The 16,318-nt window shown below is 72.4% G+C and carries 13 protein-coding genes; 2 read left to right on the top strand and 11 right to left on the bottom strand.

All coding sequences use genetic code 11. The annotated features are described in order from the left end of the window. Position 1 precedes the first annotated feature (1 nt). From ACIGXX_RS01680 to ACIGXX_RS01670, 3 genes are all read right to left on the bottom strand, one after another. A complete protein-coding gene (locus ACIGXX_RS01680) occupies positions 2-2,335 on the bottom strand; it encodes a glycosyl hydrolase family 95 catalytic domain-containing protein (RefSeq protein WP_399971807.1) in 2,334 nt (777 codons plus the stop codon). 135 nt (positions 2,336-2,470) lie between these two features. After that, a complete protein-coding gene (locus tag ACIGXX_RS01675; RefSeq protein ID WP_351157164.1) occupies positions 2,471-2,971 on the bottom strand; it encodes a hypothetical protein in 501 nt (166 codons plus the stop codon). A gap of 85 nt (positions 2,972-3,056) precedes the next feature. Beyond that, on the bottom strand, positions 3,057-5,957 hold the full coding sequence (locus ACIGXX_RS01670; RefSeq protein ID WP_399971804.1) for an ATP-binding protein: 2,901 nt from the start codon (positions 5,955-5,957) through the stop codon (positions 3,057-3,059). A gap of 179 nt (positions 5,958-6,136) precedes the next feature. Here ACIGXX_RS01670 and ACIGXX_RS01665 point away from each other — a divergent pair, with 179 nt between their 5' ends. Further along, positions 6,137-6,868, top strand: coding sequence for a leucine-rich repeat domain-containing protein (locus ACIGXX_RS01665; protein WP_399971802.1), 732 nt, complete (start codon positions 6,137-6,139; stop codon positions 6,866-6,868). Between the two features lie 255 nt (positions 6,869-7,123). Here the strand turns inward: ACIGXX_RS01665 and ACIGXX_RS01660 are convergent, their stop codons facing one another. The 6 genes from ACIGXX_RS01660 to ACIGXX_RS01635 all read right to left on the bottom strand — a co-directional run bounded on the left by ACIGXX_RS01660 (position 7,124) and on the right by ACIGXX_RS01635 (position 12,653). After that, on the bottom strand, positions 7,124-8,017 hold the full coding sequence (locus tag ACIGXX_RS01660) for a universal stress protein (RefSeq protein WP_399971800.1): 894 nt from the start codon (positions 8,015-8,017) through the stop codon (positions 7,124-7,126). Positions 8,018-8,185: 168 nt separating this feature from the next. Beyond that, a complete protein-coding gene (locus tag ACIGXX_RS01655; protein ID WP_351157173.1) occupies positions 8,186-8,449 on the bottom strand; it encodes a DUF397 domain-containing protein in 264 nt (87 codons plus the stop codon). A gap of 107 nt (positions 8,450-8,556) precedes the next feature. After that, positions 8,557-9,723, bottom strand: a complete 1,167-nt coding sequence (locus ACIGXX_RS01650) for a thiolase domain-containing protein (RefSeq protein WP_351158001.1) — start codon at positions 9,721-9,723, stop codon at positions 8,557-8,559. An 8-nt stretch (positions 9,724-9,731) separates the two neighbouring features. After that, positions 9,732-10,808 (bottom strand): thiolase domain-containing protein, encoded by a 1,077-nt coding sequence (locus ACIGXX_RS01645; RefSeq protein ID WP_361472829.1) that lies wholly within the window; start codon positions 10,806-10,808, stop codon positions 9,732-9,734. Next, positions 10,809-11,768, bottom strand: coding sequence for a Zn-ribbon domain-containing OB-fold protein (locus ACIGXX_RS01640; protein WP_399971797.1), 960 nt, complete (start codon positions 11,766-11,768; stop codon positions 10,809-10,811). It lies immediately after the preceding gene. 84 nt (positions 11,769-11,852) lie between these two features. Continuing rightward, positions 11,853-12,653, bottom strand: coding sequence for a crotonase/enoyl-CoA hydratase family protein (locus ACIGXX_RS01635; RefSeq protein WP_351157179.1), 801 nt, complete (start codon positions 12,651-12,653; stop codon positions 11,853-11,855). 214 nt (positions 12,654-12,867) lie between these two features. Between ACIGXX_RS01635 and ACIGXX_RS01630 the strand changes: the two genes are divergently transcribed. After that, entirely contained in the window at positions 12,868-14,481 is a 1,614-nt protein-coding gene (locus ACIGXX_RS01630) for an acyl-CoA synthetase (protein ID WP_351157181.1), read from the top strand. 248 nt (positions 14,482-14,729) lie between these two features. On the opposite strand, the gene ACIGXX_RS01625 is transcribed toward ACIGXX_RS01630, so the two are convergent. Next, complete coding sequence (locus ACIGXX_RS01625; RefSeq protein ID WP_399971794.1) at positions 14,730-15,359, bottom strand: chorismate mutase; 630 nt, start codon at positions 15,357-15,359, stop codon at positions 14,730-14,732. A gap of 49 nt (positions 15,360-15,408) precedes the next feature. Beyond that, positions 15,409-16,254, bottom strand: coding sequence for an alpha/beta fold hydrolase (locus ACIGXX_RS01620; protein ID WP_399971792.1), 846 nt, complete (start codon positions 16,252-16,254; stop codon positions 15,409-15,411). Between the last annotated feature and the right edge of the window lie 64 nt (positions 16,255-16,318).

Raw genomic sequence — 16,318 nt, 5'->3', positions numbered from 1 at the left:
CTCAGTCGAAGACGTACCGCTGCCCGGCCTTCGCCTTGAAGGTCTTCTCGCCGCCCCTCAACAGGCCGCAGCGCAGAGTCAGTTCGCGGGTGCGCGTCGCGGTGAGCACGATGCGTGTGGCGCGTCCGCCCGACCACTCGACGTCCAGGCGCGCCCCGCCGCGGGCCCGCAGGCCGCGCACCGATCCCTCGGGCCAGCTCGCGGGCAGCGCGGGCAGGACCTCGATGACGTCGAACTGGCTCTGCAGGAGCATCTCCACGATGCCCGAGGTCGCCCCGAAGTTGCCGTCGATCTGGAACGGCGGGTGGGTGTCCCAGAGGTTGGGCAGCGTCGAGGACTTGAGCTGTTCGCCGAGCATCTTGTGCGCGTGGTCGCCGTCGCGAAGCCGCGCCCAGAAGTTGACCTTCCACGCCTTGGACCAGCCGGTGCCGCCGTCGCCGCGCGCGGTGAGCGAGACCTTCGCGGCGTCGGCCCACTTGCTGCCCGGCCGGATCTGGCGTCCGGGGTGCAGGGCGTAGAGGTGCGAGACGTGCCGGTGGTCGTCGCTCTTGTCGTCCAGGTCGGCCTTCCACTCCTGGAGCTGGCCCCAGGAGCCGACGCGCAGGCCGGGGTCGAGCTTGCCGAGGGTCTTCTCCAGCTCGGCGCGGAAGGCGGCCGAGTCGCCGAGGACGCGGGCGGCTTCCAGGGTGTTGGTGAGCAGGTCGTGGACGATCTGCTGGGCCATGGAGTCGCCCGCGGTGAAGTCGCCGTGCTCGGGCGAGTAGCTGGGGGTGGCGACGAGGGTGCCGTCGCGCGGGTCGGTGCGGAGGTTGTCGAGCCAGAACTCGGCGGCCTCCTTCATCACGGGGTAGGCGGTGGCGCGCAGGTACTCCGTGGAACCGCCGAAGCGGTAGTGCTCGTAGAGCTGCGCGGTGAGCCAGGCGGCGGCCTCGGGGAACCAGAAGGCGGTCGACCAGTCGTGGACGCCGGTGAAGCCGTAGGGATTGGTCTCGTTGTGCACCACCCAGCCGCGCGAGCGGAACATCTCCTTGGCCGTGCGCCGGCCCGGCGCGCGCAGCGCTTCGACGAAGCGGTCGTAGGGGGCGGTGGTCTCGGCGAGGTTGGCGGCCTCGGCGAGCCAGTAGTTCATCTGGAGGTTGATGTTGGTGTGGTAGTCGGCCGACCAGGGCGGGGTGGTGCTGTTGTTCCACACGCCCTGGAGGTTGGCGGGCAGCGAGCCGGCGCGGGACGAGGCGATGAGGAGGTAGCGCCCGTACTGGAAGAAGAGGGCTTCCAGGGCGCGGTCGGCCGCGCTCGCGCCTGCCCCGTATCCCTTGAGCAGCTGGTCGGTCGGGAGGTCGGCGGGGGCCGCCTGGCCGATGTCGAGGGCGACGCGGCCGAACAGGTCGCCGTGGTCGCGCAGATGGCGGGCGCGCAGCGCGGCGTGGCCCTGGGCGACGGCCCGGTCCAGGGTGCGGGTGACGTCGGTGTGCGGGTCCGCGCCGCGGTAGTCGGGGTAGGTGTCGGCGTAGTCCGTGCCCGCGGCGAGCGCGAACCAGACGTGGTCGGCGCCGCTGACGGTGATGCTGCCGTCCGCGTTCGCCGTGCGGGTGCCGCCCCGGTGCACGAGGCGCAGCTGCGCCTCGAACCGCAGCCCGTTGTCGGCGAGTTCACCGCGTACGACGATCCGGTCGCCGTCGGCCTTCGCGGTGAAGTCGGCGCGGGGCGAGGTGTGGCGCAGGGTGCAGGTGACACTCCCGGGACGGTCGGCGGTGAGGCGTCCGACGAGTACGCCGTCGGGGTGGGAGGCGAAGAACTCCCGCTCGTGGCGCACTTGTTGGTGGGTGTACGTAACGGTCGCGAGGCCGGTGCGCAGGTCGAGGGCACGGCGGTACGTGGCGTCGGGCGCGTCGGGGGCGCCCGGCATGTCGAGGTGCAGATCGCCGAAGGTCTGGTGGGCGCCGTAGCCGCGGCGGGGCTGGCCCAGGGCGGCGGCGACCGCGTCGGGGGACAGGGCGCCCTTGTCGTCCAGGTCCTTGCGGACCGCGTCGAGGGCGCCGGGCCTGGGCTCGCGCCAGTCGCCGTGGTCGTAGCCATCGCGGGAGCCGGGGCCGCCGGTCCACAGGGTCTTCTCGTTGAACTGGAGCCGCTCGGAGGCGAGGGTGCCGAAGACCATGGCGCCGAGTGCGCCATTGCCGATGGGCAGCGCTTCGCGCTCCCAGTCGGCGGCGGGCTTCGTGTACCAGAGCAGCGATTCATCGGAGGTGTCGCGTCGCCGTTCGGCTGCTGTCGCGACACCGGCGAGCACGCCTCCACCCGATGCCAGTACGGCTGCTCCGCTGACGGCGGTCTTCATCGTGGTTCTTCGCGAGATCCCGGGAGTCATGACCGGTCACGTTAAAAGTCCGATGACTGGCCTGGCAAGGCGCATGACAAAACCCACCCCTCGGCGGGAGGGGTGGGCAGCTGGCCTGTGGTGGTCCGGGGTGGGTCAGCCCTGCTGGAAGAGCTCGGCGGGCAGCGGCTTCAAAAGGGCGTACAGATCGTCGGTGATCGGCCGGTCCCAGGCGGCGATGGTGACCAGGACGCCGTCGCTGCGGTCGAACTGCACGCAGGAGATGCGGCTTTCGGAGAGCTTGAGGCGGCGCACGATCAGGAGGTTGTCGCCCTGCATCACCGGCATGTCCTCGGTGGTGACGACGGTGATCTCCTCGTCGTTCTCCAGCGCGAGGAGCAGCTGGGCCACCTCGAAGGGCACCTCGTCGTCGGCGATCTCGCGCGCCGGGGAACCCTCGGGCAGATTGCCGATGATCATCGCGGGGCCGCGGCCGCCGAAGAGGTCGTAGCGCAGGAAGACGCCCTGGCAGCTGCCGTCGGGGGCGGGCAGCAGGCCCGCGCCGAGGTTGCCGGGCCAGTCACCGGGGTCCATGGCGAGGACATCGAAGTCCGGGCCAGCGGGAGTGGCGGAGCTGCGGCGGCGGAGGAAGGACATGCGCCAATGGTACGTGGCCCGCGGTGCTTGTCGGCGCGGGGGCGGCGGCGGTCCCGCGCGGGACGACCACAGGGCACTCCTGTGTTCAGCGCGAGGTCAGCGGGGGTGGCGGGGCGCCGAGCGCGGCGGCGAGACCGGAGTGATCCGTTCCCACTTTCCGGTACACGGCGGACAGCAGCCGCACGACGGTGGCCTCGTCGGTGTGCAGCTCCTCGGCGACGCGGGCGGCGGACTCGCCGCGGACGGTGAGCGCGGCGGCGGTGCGCTCACGCGCCGTGAGCGTCTCCGTCTCGGTGCTGTGCAGCAGACGGGGGCGCAGCCCGGCCGCCGCCAGCTCCTCGCGGGCCCGCTCGACCAGGCCGTCCGCGCCGCACTGGACGGCGGCTTCGAGCCCGCGGTAGAGGGGGTCGGCGGCGTCCTTGGGGCGGCCCAGGCGGCGCAGTTCGCCGCCCAGGCAGACCAGCGCACAGGCGAGTTCGTACGCCGCGGGCGACCGCTCCAGGTGGCTGACGGACTCCTCCAGGAGCTTGATGCGCGCGGAGCCCGACGCGACCTCGGCGGTGATCCGCAGCGCCTGCCCGATCGCGGAGGCGGTGGCGAACCTGCGGGCCCGCCGGACCGCTTCGTACGCGGTGGCGAGCGCGCGCTCGGGCGCGTCCTCGGCCTCGGCGAGCGCGAGGTGGAGCTGCCAGGGGCACCAGGCGGGGTTGCGCATGCCGCGCGGGTCGAGGCGGCGGCCCGCCGCGGCGAGTTCGGCCGCCGCGTCCTCGGTGAGGCCGCGGGCCAGGAGCAGTTCGCCGTGCACGGCCTGCGCGTCGGGGAAGACGACGGCCGAGGGGAACGGCTCCCCGAAGCCGTACTCATCGGCGGTGCGGGTGGCCTCGGCGGTGCGGCCGCGGGCCAGCAGGATCTCGATGAGGATGCCCACGGCGTACCAGTGCGCGGGCGTTCCCGGACCCACCCGCTCGGCGATCCGCAGCCCGGCGCGCACGAAGTCCTCGGCCTCGGCGAGGCGGCCGCGCCGGAAGCGCACGTACCCGAGAAGCGTGTACGCGAACGACAGGTGGGCGCCGCGCCAGCCCTGGCGCTCGAAGTCGGCGATCCCGGCGGCGAACAGCTCCTCGGCCCGCCCCGGCCGGTCCGCGTACAGGAAGGTGAGCGCGACCAGGACGGGGACCTCGAAGCCCCGGTCCTCCTCGGCCCAGCCGAGCCCGCCGACCAGGGCGCGCTCGGCGTGCCGGACGGCGGTGTCGGCGGGCTCGGCGCGCAGCATCGCGTCCCAGGCGCGCAGCCCGATGATGTACCGCTCGGTGAGGTCGCGGCCGGGCAGCCGGTCGGCGAGCCGGGCCAGGCGCCGTGAGCGGGCCGGCGAGTCCGGTTCGTCGGCCCGGAAGGCGTCCCACATGAACTGCTCGGCCTGCATCCGGATCCGCACCCGCGGCTCGGTGGTGAGCCGGATCTCGCGGGCGAGGGTGTCGGAGGCCTCGCCCAGGCGGTCGGAGTGGGCGAGGACCTGGGAGAGGCGGTAGACGATGCCGTGGCGCAGGGCGGGGTCGGTGATGGGCTCCTCGAGCGCGGCGCGCAGGTGGTTGACGGTCGTGGCCGGTTCGGTCAGGTGGGAGGCGCAGCCCAGCTCGTAGAGGACCGCGGCGCGCTCCTCCCAGGCCGGCGGCTCGCGCAGGGCGCGGGCCAGATAGCGCCGGGCCGCATCGGGGGCGCCCGCGCGGACGGTCTCGCGGGCGGCGGCGCGCAGCTGCTGCACGACCCAGGTGTCGCCGTCGGGGTGGACTTCGAGGAGGTGGCGGGCCGCGGCGGACGCGCCGAGCCCCGCGTTGACCACGGACCAGGCGGCCTGGCCGTGCAGGGCGACGCGTACGCCGCAGGGGATGGCGCGGTAGACGGCGGTGGCGATCAGCGGGTGCACGAACTCCAGGGTGCGGGCGCCGGTCAGGACGCGGGCGCGGCGCAGCCGGTCGGCGCAGTCGTCGGCCTCCCGCTCGCCGATGCCCGCGACGGCGGCGGCCAGCGTCGGGGAGATCGAGGTGCCGAGGACGGCGCAGGCCCAGGCGAAGCGGACGGTGGAGGTGCCCAGGCGCTCCAGGCGGGCGACCAGACCACTGCCCTTCACGGCGGCGGCGAGATCGCGCAGCAGATGCGCGCCCGCCTCGTCGGGGGTCAGCCCCCGGTCGTGCACCTTCGCGGTCAGTTCCACGGCCTCGAACGGATTGCCCGCGGTGACCGCCCAGCACTCGCGGCAGAACGCGTCGTCGGCGCGGGCGCCCAGCATGTCGCGTACGAGACGCGCCACCGCGGTGGCGCTGAGCGGTTCGAGCCCGATGGGCCGCTGCCCGGCACGCCCGGGCAGGCCTCTGAACTCCTCGGCGTGGGCGGGCAGTTCCTCGGGGCGGTAGGCGACGACGAGCAGCAGCGGCAGGGCCTCCGCACGGGGCGCGAAGGCGGACAGCCAGCTCAGGGACTCCGCATCGGCCCAGTGCGCGTCGTCGACGACGACCACCAACGGGGCGCGCTGCACGGCGAGATGGGTGAGCACCCAGTCCAGCCCGTCGCGCAGCCCCTGCGGGTCGGGCGGCGCGTCGTCCGGCGCGGCACAGAGCCCCAGGGCGGGGCCGACGACGCCGTACCAACTGCCCAGGACGTCCCGCAGTTCCGCGTCGGGGACGGAGGCGAGCAGCGGCTGCACCAGCTGCCGCGCCACGTGGAAGGCGACCCGCTGTTCCTGGTCGCTGCCGCGGGCCGGCGCCACCGTGCAGCCCTTGGCCGCGGCGCGGCGGCGCGCCTCGGCCAGGAGGGAGGTCTTGCCGAGCCCCGCGCGCCCCGCGAAGGCGATGAGCGCGCCTCGGGGCCTGTCCGTGGGCTCGGAGCCGTCCCGCGACAGACCGCACAGCTCGCTCAACGCCTCGTCGACTGCGGCGAGTTCACTCTCGCGTTCGAAGAGGGGCCGCTTGCCGTGGGTGACGTGGTGCACGATGGGACACCCCCCGCCACGGTGGTGCGCCGGGCGCCTTCCGCTGCGCATGCCTTGGCCTTCAGGCACTTCAGATTACGCCCGCGGGGCCCGCCGGGAGCCGATTCGGCCACAGCGGTGCGGTTGGCTGTGGCATTGGCTTCGGCATTGGCATTGGCATCGGACGAAAGGACCCTCACGTGACGGTCGGCGGCGAGAACGTACTCAACTACTGGCACGGCGGCCTGAGCGAGGTCCCCGACGAGGTGTGGCACCACCCGTCCCTGGAGGTCCTGCTGCTTCCCGACAACGCGCTCACGCGGCTCCCCGCGCGGATCGGCGCCCTGGCCGCACTGCACACCCTGGACCTGGGCCACAACCAACTGACCGAGCTGCCGCCCGAGCTGGGCGACCTCACGGCCCTGAGCCGCTTCCTGTACGTCCACGACAACCGCCTCACGTCGCTGCCGGACGCGCTGGGCGACCTGAAGCGGCTGACGTACCTCAACGTGGGCGAGAACCGGCTGACGTCGCTGCCGGAGACCCTGGGCTCACTGCGGGCCCTGGTGGAGCTGCGCGCCCAGCACAACCACCTGACGTCGGTCCCCGCGTCGCTCGGCGGGCTCACGGCCCTGCGCGAGCTGTGGCTGCGCGGCAACCGCCTCACCTCGCTGCCCGCCACGGTCGGCCGCCTGAGCGCGCTGCGCGAACTGGAGCTGCGCGAGAACCGGTTCGCGACGGTGCCGGAGGCGCTGCGCGGCCTGCCCCTGCTGCGCAGGCTCGACCTGCGGGCCAACCGCCTGCGGGAGCTTCCGCCCTGGATCGGCGACCTGCCCTCGCTGGAGAAGCTGGACCTGCGCTGGAACGAGGTCTCGGTGCCCCAGGAACTGCTGCGGAGGCTGGAGGGACGGGGGTGCGTGGTGCTGCGGTGAGGCATCAGGACTGGGCGTGCGGGCCGGCCCATGCGTGGAGCACCGGCCCATGCGTGGAGCATCGGTCCGTTGCGCGAAGAGGCACAGGCCCGTACGCAAGGCACAGACCCTTACGCGAGGCGAGGCCCGGTTGCGAGGCGAGGCCCGGTCGCGAGGCAAGGCCCGGTTATGAGGCGAGGCCCGGTCGCAAGGCGAGGCCCGGTTGTGAGGCGACGCCCGGCCGCAAGGCGAGGCCCGGTTGTGAGGCCGGCCGCCCTAGCGGGGCTCCGGGGGCACCACGGCCACCGCACCCTTCGCGTGCAGCAGGACCGCGTTGGTCACCGACCCCATCAGCCGCCCCAACGGCATCCGGCTCTGATGCCGCCCCACCACGACGAGCTCCGCGTCCCGCGAGGCCTCCACCAGCAGCCCGGCCGCGTCCCCCGGCAGGACTTCCTTCTCGACGCCCACCGCGGGATACCGCTCCTGGAAGGGCGCGAGCTGCTCGCCCGCCAGCTCCGTGTACCGCGCCGACGTCGCCGCGTCCGCCTCCGCCGACGTCACGAAGTCGCCGGTGGCCGTGTAGACGAGGACGGGTCCCGGATAGGCGCAGACGACCCGGAGCGCCGCGCCCCGCAGCGCCGCTTCCGCGAAGGCGAAGCCGATCGTGTCGTCGTGCGGGTTGAGCACGTCGAGCCCGAGCACCACGCACGGCTCGGCGCCCGCCTTGATCTCCTCGCCCGGCCGCACCACCACCACGGGGCACGCCGCCTCCCGGGCGGCCGCGAGCCCTTTCGAGCCGAGCAGCAGGCTGGCGAAGCCGCCGCGCCCGCGCGACCCGAGAACGAGCAGCTGCGCCCCGTCGCCCAGGCCCGGAACGTCCCGGCCCGGGGCGCCCTCCACGACATCGAAGTCCAGGGAGGGCAGCTCGGGGCGTCTTTCCAGGGCCCTGCGCGTGCGGTCGATGATTGGGTCGGCGTCGAGCCGGTGGTCGACGGTCGGCATGTACGGACCGTCGGCCAGCGGCATCGCGTACTGCCGCACATGCACGACCCGCAGCGGCGCGTTGCGCATCCGCGCCGCGGTCAGGGCCCATTCCAGGGCGTGGTCGCTGCCGACGGACCCGTCGACGGCCACCACAACAGGTTCAACGGGCGCTTCGGCGCTCATGGCTTCCTCGTCTCCGGCGCAAGGCCAAGGTCGACCGGCTCTGCTTCCGGTCCCAGCCTCGTCCAGCAGGCGGGCCGGGGGCAGAGTCCGAAGTCACCAGGTCAGCACGGCGGAAGCCGCGAGCGGCCGCGACAGCCGGAGACGAGGGTCCACAACGCCCCACACGGCCTACGTCAGATCGAACTCCCCCGAACGCGCGCCGTGCACGAAAGCTCCCCACTCCGCCGGAGTGAAGATCAGGGACGGACTCTCGGGGCGGCCTGCGTTGCGCATCGCGATGAAGCCTTCGACGAAGGCGATCTCCACATCACCCCGCCCCTCGCTGCTGGATTGCCAGTCCGCTGTGCTGAGGTCGAGCTCCGGCTTGTCCCAGCCCGTGAGCGGGCGCTGCTGACCTGCGAGCGGATGCTGCTGAATGGTGCCTTCGGCCACGTCCGTGCTCCTCCCGATGCGTCGTCCGCCCGCCAGCCTAGCTTTCGGTACCGATGCCGGACAGGCCGCGGAAGGAGGACGGCCGCCTGTCCGGCTCGACGGACCCCTCAGGTCGTGGGCGGCTCCGCGCCGACCAGCCACATGGAGAAGAACTGCGAGCCACCCCCGTACGCATGTCCGAGTGCCCTGCGGGCGCCGTCGATCTGGTGCTCGCCGGCCTGGCCGCGCACCTGAAGTGCCGCTTCGGCGAAGCGGATCATCCCCGAGGCGCCGATGGGATTGGTGGACAGGACGCCGCCCGACATGTTGACGGGCAGATCGCCGTCCAGCTCCGTCACGCCCGACTCGGTGAGCTTCCAGCCCTCGCCCTCCGCGGCGAAGCCCAGGTTCTCCAGCCACATCGGCTCGTACCAGGAGAACGGCACGTACATCTCGACGGCGTCGATCTCGCGCCGCGGGTCGGTGACCCCCGCCTGCCGGTAGACGTCGGCCGCGCAGTCCTTGCCCGCCTGCGGCGACACGAAGTCCTTGCCTGCGTGCAGAGTCGGCTCGCTGCGCATCGCGCCGCCGTGCATCCAGGCGGGCGGCCGGGGCGAACGGGCCGCGCCCGCACGGTCGGTGAGGATCATCGCGCAGGCCCCGTCGGAGGACGGGCAGGTCTCGGAGTAGCGGATCGGGTCCCAGAGCATCGGCGACGCCTGGACCTTCTCCAGGGTGATGTCGTGTTCGTGCAGGTGGGCGTAGGGGTTCTTCAGGGCGTTGCGGCGGTCCTTGTACGCGACGAGCGAGCCGACGGTGTCGGGGGCGCCGGTGCGCCGCATGTAGGCGCGCACGTGCGGGGCGAAGAAGCCGCCCGCGCCCGCGAGGAGCGGCTGCTGGAAGGGGATGGGCAGCGAGAGTCCCCACATCGCGTTGGATTCCGACTGCTTTTCGAAGGCGAGGGTCAGCACGGTGCCGTGGACGCGGCCCGCGACCAGGTTCGACGCGACCAGTGCCGTGGAGCCGCCGACGGAGCCCGCCGTGTGGACGCGCAGCATCGGTTTGCCCACCGCGCCGAGCGCGTCGGCGAGGTACAGCTCGGGCATCATGACGCCCTCGAAGAAGTCGGGCGCCTTGCCGATGACCACGGCGTCGATGTCGGCCCACGTCAACTCGGCGTCCGTGAGCGCCTGTTGGGCCGCCTCGCGGACGAGTCCCGCGATCGAGACGTCCCGCCGGGCGGCGACGTGCTTGGTCTGGCCGATCCCGACGACGGCCACGGGCTCCTTGCCCACCCCACTCATCACGACTCTCCTTCGAGGACGGCGACCAGGTTCTGCTGGAGGCATGGGCCGGACGTGGCGTGCGCGACGGCCCGGTCCGACTCGCCCCGGTGGATGCGGGCGGCGGCCTCGCCGAGCCGGATCAGTCCGGCGGCCATGACGGGGTTCGCGGCGAGCGCACCCCCGGACGGGTTCACCGCGACGTCGTCGCCCAGCTTCAGCGCCTTGCGCAGGACGACCTCCTGGGAGGTGAACGGCGCGTGCAACTCGGCGGTGTCCACCGGCCGTTCGAAGACACCGGCCCGCTCGGCGGCGAGGCGGCTGGACGGCGAGTCGGTGAGGTCGCGCACGCCGAGGCCGTGCGCCTCGATGCGGTGGTCGATCCCGCGGATCCACGCGGGCCGCTCGCACAGGTCACGGGCCCGGTCCCCTGCCGCGAGGATCACGGCGGCGGCCCCGTCCCCGATGGGCGGGCAGTCACCGGTGCGCAGCGGACGTACGACGTAGTCCCCTTGCGGCACCGAACCCCTCAGCTGGGCATGGGAGTTGGCGGTGGCGTTTTGGCGGCTGCGCGCCGCGACCCCGGCGAGCGCGGGCTCGTCGGTGTCCCCCGCGTCGATCAGGGCCTGCGCCTGGAGGGCGGCGAGGGCGACCGAGTCCGGCCACAGCGGCGCCACGTAGTACGGGTCGAGCTGCCGGGTCAGCACGTCACGCACCGACCCGGGGGACGACTTGCCGTAGGAGTACACGAGCGCGGTGTCGGCCTCGCCGGTGAGCAGCTTGGTCCACGCCTCGTACAGCGCCCAGGCCCCGTCCATCTCGACGTGCGACTCGGAGATCGGCGGCCAGGCGCCAACCCCGTCGAGCGCCATCGTGAAGGAGAAGGCACGTCCCGCGAGATAGTCCGAGGAGCCGGAGCAGGTGAAGCCGATGTCGCTGGTCTTCATGCCGGTGGCGGCGAGCACCTCGTGCAGCACCGGCATGAGCATCTCCACCTCGGAGAGCTCGTCGGTGGAGCGCAGATGGTCGGTCTGTCCGAAGGCCACGATGGCGATGTCCCGGACGGGCCGCATCACGGACGGCTTCGCGGACGGCATCTACACCAGCTCCTTGTACGTGTCGTAGTCGGCGTCCGGCTCGCCCGTGGGCCGGTAGTGATCGGGGAAGCGTGCGCCCTCGGTCCACACCGGCTCGACGCGCAGGCCCATCCGCACCTGGTCATAGGGGATGCCCGCGATGCGGGCGTGCAGGGCGAGGTCCGCGCCGTCCAGGGCGATGTGCGCGTAGACGTAGGGCACTTCGATGTCGAGGTTCTTCGCCTTGATGTTGACGATGCAGTACGTGGTGACGGTGCCGCGCGGCCCGACCTCGACCCGCTCGGCCGTGGCGACGCCGCAGGTGGGGCAGGCGCCGCGCGGCGGGACGTAGACCTTGCGGCAGGAGGGGCAGCGCTCGCCGACGGTCTTCTGCTCGGAGAGCGCCTTGATGTAGGCGGTCTGGGCGCGTCCCGGAGCGTAGGTGTAGTCGAGCCGGGCGGCGGCGACGATCCCGGTGACGGGCTCGCTGAACTCCCCGGAGTGCGCGCCGACTTCACCCACGTCATCGCCTTCGTACGCCTCGAAGCAGGCGATGTCGGTGATGGCGCCGGTGCGTTCGGCGGCCCAGCGGACCCGGACACGCATGCCGGTCCTGACGGCATCGGGACCGGAGACGTCCAGGGCGTGCAGCAGGGCGGTGTCGGCGCCGTCTAGCTTCACCAGGACCCAGGCGAAGGGGGTGTCCAGGGGCTGTCCCCTGCGGGGTTCGTGGTTCCAGGCCCAGGTGGTGACGGTGCCCGTGGCACCGACCTCCACCAGGTCGCGGATCTCGTCGGCGGTGACGGGGTCGTACTCGACGGGCGGGACGAGCGTCCTGCCGTCCTTGGTCTTCACGCCGAGCACGGTGCGTTCACGCAGCCCGGTCAGGAACGCGCTCTGCACCGGCCCGAGGGACCGGGTGAAGGGAAACTCGACGACGAGCGGGGCACGCAGCACTTCGGGTGAGGGAGCGGATGCCATGAGCAGAACTCCGTTTCTGAGCGCCCCGAAGGGGCGCGGGGAACTGCGCGACCGGCCACGGCGGCCCCGCAGACGAGATGGGACCTAAGCGCGCCGGAACACGGGGGGCCGCTTCTCCGCAAAGGCTCTGGAGCCCTCCTTCGCGTCGGCGGTGTCGAAGATCGGCCACCCCCGCTTCAGCTCAGCCGCGAGCCCGTCCGCCTCGGACATCTCCGCGGCCTCGTACACGGACGCCTTCACCGCCTCCACGGCCAGCGGCCCGCACGCGTTGATCTGCTCGGCGATGGCAAGGGCCTTCTCCAGCGCGGTGCCGTCGGGCACGACGTGGCCGACGAGGCCGATCGACGCGGCCTCGGCCGCCGAGTAGGGCCGCCCGGTGAGCAGCATCTCCAGGGCGTGCGTACGAGGAATCTGCCGCGGCAGCCGCACGGTCGAGCCGCCGATGGGGAAGAGACCGCGCTTGACCTCGAAGAGTCCGAACGTCGCGGATTCGCCAGCGACCCGGATGTCGGTGCCCTGGAGGATCTCCGTGCCGCCCGCGACGCAGTACCCCTCGACCGCGGCGATGACGGGTTTGCGGGGGCGGTGGTGGCGCAGCATCGCCTTCCAGTGCAGGTCCGGGTCGGCCTTCATCCGGTCGCGGTACTGGTCGCCGCCCATCCCCTTGCCCGCGAGAGCCTTGAGGTCCATGCCGGCGCAGAACGCGCCGCCCGCTCCGGTGAGCACGACGGAGCGGATCGCGTCGTCCTCGTCGGCGGCCACCCATCCGTCGTAGAGGCCCACCAGCATCGGCAGCGAGAGCGCGTTCTTCGCCTCCGGCCGGTTGAGCGTGAGTATCAGTGTGGCGCCTTCGCGCCGCACAGCGAGATGTTCCGTCCCACCCATAGCCGTGCTCCCTCTCCTAGCGGCTCGTCAACGGCCGGCCTGCGTCGACCGTCCGCTGTCGGCTTCGGACCTGGAACAGGTTGCAGTAGGCGGGGAGCCAGTTCAATAGTTTTCTGACAGGCAGTCAGATTTCTTCAACGAGCACCCTTCCCACTTGTGGGTGCCTCTGCTCTGATGACCGCCACAGGACATGACGCCGGGGTCAGGAGGAGCGGTGGAGTACAACCTTGCCGACCTGTTCGAGTCGGTCGTCGACGTGGTCCCCGACCGCGAGGCGCTCGTGTACATCGATCACCCCGGCACCGGGGCGGAACGCAGGCTGACGTACGCCGAGCTCGACCGGGCCGCCAACCGTCTCGCGCACCACCTGATCGACAGCGGCCTGAAGCCCGGCGAACATCTGGGGCTCCACCTCTACAACGGCGTCGAGTACCTGCAGACCGTGCTCGCCTGCCTCAAGGCACGCCTCGTCCCGGTCAACGTCAACTACCGTTATGTCGAAGAAGAGTTGGTCTACCTCTACCGCGACGCGGACCTGGCCGCGCTAGTCTTCGACGCGGAGTTCACCGAGCGGGTCGCGGCGGCGCTGCCGCGTACGGAGAAGCTGCGGCATCTGGTGCGGGTGGGGACCCCGCCGGCCGACGCGCCCGCGCTCGACGTGGTGGCCTTCGCCCGGGCCGAGGCGGCCGGTTCGCCGGAGCGCGGGTTCGCGGCGCGCTCGGCCGACGACCTGTTCATCATCTACACCGGCGGCACCACCGGCATGCCCAAGGGCGTCATGTGGCGCCAGGAGGACCTGTTCTTCGCCGGGCTCTTCGGCGGTGAACCCGCGGGCGAGCCGGTGAAGCGGCCCGAGGAACTGGCCGAGCGCGTCGCGGCGGGCGGACCGGGCATCACGTTCTTCCCCGCTCCCCCGCTGATGCACGGCACGTCGACGCTGACGTCGTTCATCGCCTTCAACTACGGCCAGCGGGTGGCCATTCACCGCAAGTACGTCCCCGAGGAACTGCTGCGCACCATCGAGCGCGAGAAGGTCTCCAGCGTGTCGCTGGTGGGCGACGCGATGCTCAGGCCCCTCATCGACGCCCTGCACGGCCCGCTCAAGGGCACCGACCTGTCCTCGCTGTTCAGCGTCTCGTCCTCCGGGGCGATCATGTCGGAGACCGTGCGCGCCCAGTTCCAGGAGCTCGCCCCGAACGTCCTGCTCCTGAACAACTTCGGGTCGTCCGAGTCCGGGTCCAACGGCAAGGCGACGGACGACTCGGGCCCGGAGAAGGGCTTCCGGCTCGAGGTCAACGAACGTACGCAGGTGGTGGATCTGGCCACGCACGAGCCGGTGGCGGTGGGCGAGGTGGGCCGCCTTGCCCAGCGCGGCCACGTGCCGCTCGGCTACTACAACGACCCGGTGAAGACCGCCGAGACCTTCTTCCAGAAGGGCGACGAGCGCTGGGTGCTGCTCGGCGACATGGCCACCGTCGACGAGGACGGCATCGTCACCGTCCTCGGCCGGGGCTCGCAGTGCATCAACACCGGTGGCGAGAAGGTGTATCCGGAGGAGGTCGAGCAGGCGCTGAAGTCACATCCGGACGTGTACGACGCGCTGGTCGCCGGTGTCCCCGACGAACGCTGGGGCAGCCGCGTGGCCGCCGTGATCCAACTCCGGGACGGCGCACCCCCGCTGGACCTGGAAGCCGTCCAGACCCACTGCCGCACCCACCTCGCCGGCTACAAGATCCCCCGCTCCGTGGTCTTCACCACCGAGATCCAGCGTTCCCCGAGCGGCAAGGCGGACTACCGGTGGGCGAAGTCGGTGGCAGCGAAGGGCTGAGCCGACACGGCCGCAGAACAATGCCACCCACCCAAGCCGACACACCGCAGGGCAAGCCCACCCACCCAAGCCGGCAACGCCACGAGGCGGTCCTGCCCACCCGAGCCGACACACCCCGGAGTGATCCCACCCACCCCGAGCCGACACACCGCCGGACAACCCCACCCACCCAAGCCGACACACCGCAGGGTGATCGGGTGGGTGGGCGGGAAAGCATCCGTCGCGAAGCGGCGGTCTGGAAGGGACCGTCAAGCCGCCGCGCAGACGGACGGCAGCGCCCGCCCCAAAGCCACCGCATGCAGCGCATCAAGCTGCCGCTCATGGCGAACCCGCACGGCACCCACGACCACAAGCCCCCGGCAGGACGAAGCCGACCGCGCAGCGGAAGACAGAGCGATCCCCCGCACCAACTCCCCGTTCACCCGGTTGATCTCCTTGCGCACCTCCGCAAGGTCAGGCCGCTCCCCCGGCCCCGGCGCCTGCGAGGGATCCGCGTCCCACCGCCGGTGCAGCTCCCGCTGCACCACCTTGTTGGCCTCGATCTGGTCCCGGAAGATCCGCACGGTCGCCTCGGGATCGGCGCCCCACTCCCGCGCCTGCCGCTCGACATCGTCGAGAACCTGCTGCTCGCGGGCAGGGTCGTCGACAGGGCTACCGGTGCCGTACTTGGCGGCGGCGACAAGATCGGCCGTGGCCAGGCGCTGCGCGGCGAGATCGACGAGCGGGTGGAGCCGGGCGTACGCCCCCGAGGAGGCGACGGACGACGTGACCGCGGACGGCTGCGCGGCAGCGGCGACGGCCGCCCCGCTCCCGGCCAACAGAGCCACCGTCGTAGCCCCGGCGATGAACAGACGCCCTGCGGACGAGGTAAGACGCACAGTTTTCTCCTTGGTGGTCCGAGTCTTGCTGATCGGAGCCTTGGCAGCCCTAGTCCTGCGCGAGGAACCCCGCCACCCGCCGCGCGAACCACTCCGGATCGTCCAGCCACGGGAAGTGCCCACCGCCCGGCTGCACTTGGCGCACCCCGCCCGGGAAGTGCCCGGCGAACTCCTGCGCGTGCGCGGGGTTCGGTGCGGCGTCGTACTCCCCCGCGAGGACCAGCACCGGCGCCGTCAGCCCGGCCAGGGCGGCGCGCGTACCCGCGGGGTCGAACGCTCCGTCACCGTAGAACAGAGCAGCCGCCTCCGCGTTCTTCTCCCGCGCGCTCGCCGCCTGGTGCGCCCGCGCCGCGTCGTCCCAGCGCCCGTAGGCCAGGGGCACGATCGCCTCCCACACCTCCAGGGGATCGCGCCCGCCCGCGATCTCCTTGAGGGCGGCCTCGGCGGCCGGATACCAGGGCTCGTTCCGCCGGGCGAAGGCGGCGTCCAGGTGATCCCGCGCGCCCAGCGTGAGGCCGAGCGACTGCGTGGCCGGGGTGATCAGGACGAGGCGGCGGAGCCGCTTCGGGTGGCGGGCCGCGTACAGCGTGGCGATGTTGCCCGCCGCCGAATGGCCGAGCAGGTCTACCTCTTCGAGGCCGAGGTGCTCGCGCAGCGCCTCGACGTCGTCCACCAGTCGGTCGCAGCGGTACGTCGCCGGGTCGGTCGGCACCGCGGAGTCGCCCGTGCCGCGCAGGTCGAGCAGGATCAGCCGGCGGTGCGCGGTCAGGCCGCCGAGATCGCCGAGGTAGGCGGAGGCGCGCATGGGGCCGCCCGGCACACAGAGCAGCGGCTCGCCCTCCCCCTTCTCGTGGTAGGCGAGCTCGGTCCCGTCGTATGCGGTGAATGTCGGCATGGGGGTGATCATCACATCTCGCGCCGCGCCCGGACAATGCCGTTGGGCCGCAAAGCGCCCCAGC

This window comes from Streptomyces sp. NPDC055243 (assembly GCF_044544025.1).
Classification (GTDB): Bacteria; Actinomycetota; Actinomycetes; order Streptomycetales; family Streptomycetaceae; genus Streptomyces.
This window is presented reverse-complemented; position numbering and strand designations above follow the sequence as displayed.

Bases quoted from the DNA above. Each gene is read 5' to 3' on its own strand.
- ACIGXX_RS01680 (WP_399971807.1), bottom strand. From the start codon at position 2,335: ATGAAGACCGCCGTCAGCGGAGCAGCCGTACTGGCATCGGGTGGAGGC.
- ACIGXX_RS01675 (WP_351157164.1), bottom strand. From the start codon at position 2,971: ATGTCCTTCCTCCGCCGCCGCAGCTCCGCCACTCCCGCTGGCCCGGAC.
- ACIGXX_RS01660 (WP_399971800.1), bottom strand. From the start codon at position 8,017: ATGAGCGCCGAAGCGCCCGTTGAACCTGTTGTGGTGGCCGTCGACGGG.
- ACIGXX_RS01645 (WP_361472829.1), bottom strand. From the start codon at position 10,808: ATGCCGTCCGCGAAGCCGTCCGTGATGCGGCCCGTCCGGGACATCGCC.
- ACIGXX_RS01640 (WP_399971797.1), bottom strand. From the start codon at position 11,768: ATGGCATCCGCTCCCTCACCCGAAGTGCTGCGTGCCCCGCTCGTCGTC.
- ACIGXX_RS01635 (WP_351157179.1), bottom strand. From the start codon at position 12,653: ATGGGTGGGACGGAACATCTCGCTGTGCGGCGCGAAGGCGCCACACTG.
- ACIGXX_RS01620 (WP_399971792.1), bottom strand. From the start codon at position 16,254: ATGCCGACATTCACCGCATACGACGGGACCGAGCTCGCCTACCACGAG.